At 49.8% G+C, this 255-nt stretch carries 1 pseudogene; it reads left to right on the top strand.

Going from position 1 to position 255, the window contains the following annotated elements:
* Positions 1 to 255: pseudogene (locus JW499_RS22200) on the top strand (hypothetical protein); the annotation flags it as partial.

Here is a 255-nt window from a genome sequence, read left to right as displayed (position 1 = left end):
TCGATTTCAGAATCTTTATGGACAGCTGAGAGCCGATGCGCTGTATCGTGCCTGGGCACACCTCAATAAACAATCGGCTGCGGGTATTGATGGCGTTACAACGCAACAATTCGAGCAGCGATTACCCCAAAATATCCACATGCTGGCGCAGCAACTTAAATCCAGGCAGTATCGAGTTGATGACATCAAGCGTGTGTACATCCCCAAAGCGAATGGCAAAGAGCGGCCATTAGGCTTGCCCACCGTTGCAGATAA

The sequence above is a fragment of the Amphritea pacifica genome, from assembly GCF_016924145.1.
In the GTDB taxonomy this organism is placed as follows: Bacteria; Pseudomonadota; Gammaproteobacteria; order Pseudomonadales; family Balneatricaceae; genus Amphritea; species Amphritea pacifica.
This window is presented reverse-complemented; position numbering and strand designations above follow the sequence as displayed.